The sequence below is a fragment of the Streptomyces sp. NPDC002730 genome, assembly GCF_042888805.1.
Taxonomy (GTDB): domain Bacteria; phylum Actinomycetota; class Actinomycetes; order Streptomycetales; family Streptomycetaceae; genus Streptomyces.
This window is the reverse complement of the sequence record NZ_JBIAQG010000052.1, coordinates 1-3649: the sequence shown is the minus strand read 5'-3', so window position 1 is coordinate 3649 and position 3649 is coordinate 1. Positions and strand designations below refer to the sequence as shown.

The window sequence follows — 3649 nt, the reverse complement described above, 5'->3', positions numbered from 1 at the left end:
TTGGGGTACTTTCGGGGAGCGGCCACGGCCGATGTTCCTCTCATGAGTCCCATCTGACCCTCTGTCAACTCACCCCGCATCTCGGGGGAACCTCAGACAGGGGCATTCGGCCAGTTCCAATACCCGACTCCACCATTACACGTGCTGCACACCCATGTCGAGGACGCGTGGATCGCCGGGCAGGAGCGAGCCGCGGCCCGTCTGAAGGGACTCGCGCGATGAGGTGGAATCTCCGGCTGGCCGCCGCGAACCGCGGCATCTGGAAGGCCAGTGAGCTGCAGCGGATGCTCGCTGAACGGGGCCTGGTGATCTCGGCCGGCAAGATGTCCGGGCTCTGGTCCGGCCAGCCGATCAGCGTCAAACTCGCAGACCTGGACGTGATCTGCGCGGTGCTCGGCTGCGGCATCGACGAGCTGCTGATCCCCGAGCCGGACGCCGTCACGGCGCCGGCACCGAAGGAAGCCCCACAGCAGGCCGCCGGGCAGAGCCACCGTGTCACACCGCGGGCGCCACGGGGCCGGTCCCTACCGCCCACATGACCACCCCTCCCGGCTCCGTGGGCAGTTGCCGCTACTGCCTGGCCTGGGGCGTGATCGCGTTCAGCGGGATGTGCCACGAGTGCGTCGGCTGGCGGGTCTGGGACTGCCAGAAGTGCGGCGGATGCCACCGCGCGGTCCCGCTCAAGCACGGCCACTGCCGACTTTGCCACCGGCAGGCCCTTCGGCAGCTCGGGCGCATGGTGATCCGCGAGACCATGCCCAACGTCGACCTGGCCGCCTGGCAGCTGTTCCTCGTCTTCCCGCTCGGCCCGCGTGGCCGTCACACGCATCCGAAGGCGAGTCCGGAGACGCCGGCGGAGCCGGCACCGTCGACCGGGATCGACTACCTGAAGATCCTGGACAAGACGCACACGGCGAACTCCGCCAAGGGCATCAACTACTCGTCCCTGCTGGACGACTCCAGGGGGCAGGGATGATCGACCGCGTTCAGGGGTACTACGGGTTCACCCGCATCCCCTTCGGCCGCAACCTGGCCCCCTCGATCCTGCACCAGCACCACTCCCACCGGGAGGCCGCAGCCCGCATCGCGTGGTGCATCAACAACCGGGCGATCGGCGTGGTCACCGGCGAGGTCGGATCCGGCAAGACGGTCGCACTCAAGGGCGCCGTCGCCTCGCTGGATCTTGCCCGGTTCACGGTGATCTACCAGCCCAACCCAGAAGTCGGCATGCGCGGCCTCTATGACCGCATCGTCACCGCCCTGGGCGGGACTCCGAAGTTCCACCTGGCCGCTCTCGCTGCTCAGGCATCCGCGGCGCTGGCCGCGGAGGTCGACGAGCGGGGCCGGACACCGGCCGTCGTGATCGACGAGTCGCACCTGCTCGACCACCACGAGCTGGACGCGATCCGCATGCTCACCAACTACGACATGGACTCCACCACGCCGTTCGCGGTGTTGCTGATCGGCCAGCCCGCACTGCGGAAGAGGATGAAGCACGGCGTCCTGGCGGCACTGGACCAGCGGATCGCGATCAGCTACGAGATGCCCACGATGACGAAGGAGGAGACCGCAGCTACATCAAGCACCACCTGACCATCGCCGGACGTCAGGACACCCTGTTCTCCGACGACGCCGTCGAACTGATCCACCTCACCAGCCGCGGTCTGCCCCGCTCGGTCAACAACATCGCCTGGCAGTCCCTCATCGCCGCCTTCACCGAGGGAAAAGAGCATCGTCGACGAGTCCTCCACTCGCGTCGCCATCACCGAGACACACGCGACAGAGTGACGACGAAAGCGACACAACGTTCACGACGACCCCGGCGGCCTGACGGCCGCCGGGGTCGTTTCACCTCGCCCCGTCGACAACCAGAACGTCGCCTTCATGCACATCCTCAGCGTCGCTCAACAACCTGTAGACCCCCGAACACCACGAGCAGTGGTGGGGGCGGCGCATGTTGCCGCTGATCCGGCCGGAGTCGCGTGGAACCGGCGCGAGTCCGGCGACCCCGGCGAGGCGGCCAGCACTGCCGAAGGCGTCCATGTCGCCGCCTGTGCAGGCGACGAACCCCGCGCCGAGTGTCGAGCCCATTCCCGGCATGCTGAGGATGACCTCTGCGGCGCGATGGTCACGGAATCCGGCTGAGATCTGTGCGTCGAGGCTGGCGATGTCTTTGTCCAGGTCCAGCACTGACTTTGCCAGGGTATGCACGACGGCCGCAGCCATGTTCTCTCCGGCGACGGCGGTGTGCTGGGCCTGTGCCGCGGCGACCGCAGTGTCGGCCATGGCCTGGGCGCCACGGACTTTGCGGTTCTTCAACCAGGTCATCAGCCGGCTCGTGCCGATCCGGCGCAGGGCTGACGGGGTCTGTAGCCGGTCAATAGAACGAACGCGGCCCGGGAGGCGGCGGAGTCGAAAGCCCGTTCCAGCGCAGGGAAGTACTCAAGCAGCTGTGCGGGCAGCCGGTTGATGGCGCGGGTTCGGTCTGCTGCGAGGTCGCAGCGGCGGGCTGTGAGGATCTTCATGTCCACTGCGATCTCGACCCATTCCTGCAAGGGCTGCAGGTCCCGACGCATCCGTGCCTGGTCGGCGATGACGTAGGCGTCCTTCGCGTCGGTCTTGCCGTCGCCTCGGTAACGACGGGAGGCGTGGTGAACGGTGCGGCCCGGAAGGTAGAGCAGCCGCCGGCCATGGCCGGTCAGCAGTGCAATCAGTAGCGCGGGCCCTCATACGTATATATCGGTTGAGCCGACTCGATGACGAACTAGCGCGTCCCATCGCGCTTGCCGGTCACTTGATCGCAAATGCGTCAAACTCCCCTCGCAATCAGCCCGAGATCACGAACCACCGAAACAAGGAGCATGCGCATGAAGCCTGAGTTCAGGGCGTCCCGGCTGGGACCGCTGCCGCGGCGAGACACGTGGCTGACCGGCGGCACAATCGCCTCGCTGACGCTGATGCTGGCAGGCATCGCGAGCCCCACCATCACGGCAGCGCAAGGCGCCCACAGACCTTCCGCCGTGCACGCGGCCCACGCAAGCGGCGACGGGTGCCACCCCACGAAACCTGACCACGGACAACTCGCCGACCCCAACGGCGACGACTGCAACCACGGCAGGACCGGCCCGACCGGGCCCCGGGGCGGCACCGGAGCAACCGGTCCGAAGGGCGACACTGGCCCGCAGGGCATCCCCGGCGCGACCGGCCCGACCGGCCCGACCGGTACGGACGGTACGGATGGCGTCACGGGTGCGGCGGGTACGGACGGTGTCACGGGTGCGACGGGTGCTGCCGGCCTGCAGGGCATCCCCGGCGCGACTGGCCCGACCGGTACGGATGGCGTCACGGGTGCGGCGGGTGCGACTGGCCCGACCGGTACGGATGGCGTCACGGGTGCGGCGGGTACGGACGGTGTCACGGGTGCGACGGGTGCTGCCGGCCTGCAGGGCATCCCCGGCGCGACTGGCCCGACCGGTACGGATGGCGTCACGGGTGCGGCGGGTGCGACTGGCCCGACCGGTACGGATGGCGTCACGGGTGCGGCGGGTACGGACGGTGTCACGGGTGCGACGGGTGCTGCCGGCCTGCAGGGCATCCCCGGCGCGACTGGCCCGACCGGTACGGATGGTGTCACGGGTGCGACTGGCCC

General features: G+C 68.6%; 3 protein-coding genes and 2 pseudogenes. 4 read left to right on the top strand and 1 reads right to left on the bottom strand.

Features of this window, described 5'->3' with window-relative positions; translation table 11 throughout:
• Positions 1-218: 218 nt before the first annotated feature.
• Genes ACFYXH_RS42295 through ACFYXH_RS42285 form a run of 3 tightly spaced genes read left to right on the top strand, consistent with a single transcriptional unit; the run spans position 219 to position 1593 of the window.
• Positions 219-539 (top strand): helix-turn-helix domain-containing protein, encoded by a 321-nt coding sequence (locus ACFYXH_RS42295; RefSeq protein WP_389575129.1) that lies wholly within the window; start codon positions 219-221, stop codon positions 537-539.
• Positions 536-976, top strand: a complete 441-nt coding sequence (locus ACFYXH_RS42290) for a hypothetical protein (RefSeq protein ID WP_389575127.1) — start codon at positions 536-538, stop codon at positions 974-976. The genes ACFYXH_RS42295 and ACFYXH_RS42290 overlap by 4 nt, the downstream gene beginning before the upstream one ends.
• Positions 973-1593, top strand: coding sequence for an ExeA family protein (locus tag ACFYXH_RS42285; protein ID WP_389575125.1), 621 nt, complete (start codon positions 973-975; stop codon positions 1591-1593). The genes ACFYXH_RS42290 and ACFYXH_RS42285 overlap by 4 nt, the downstream gene beginning before the upstream one ends.
• Before the next feature lie 351 nt (positions 1594-1944).
• Here the strand turns inward: ACFYXH_RS42285 and ACFYXH_RS42280 are convergent.
• Positions 1945-2726: pseudogene (locus ACFYXH_RS42280) on the bottom strand (transposase); the annotation flags it as partial.
• Positions 2727-2867: 141 nt separating this feature from the next.
• Here ACFYXH_RS42280 and ACFYXH_RS42275 point away from each other — a divergent pair.
• Positions 2868-3649 (top strand): annotated as a pseudogene (locus tag ACFYXH_RS42275) (hypothetical protein); the annotation flags it as partial.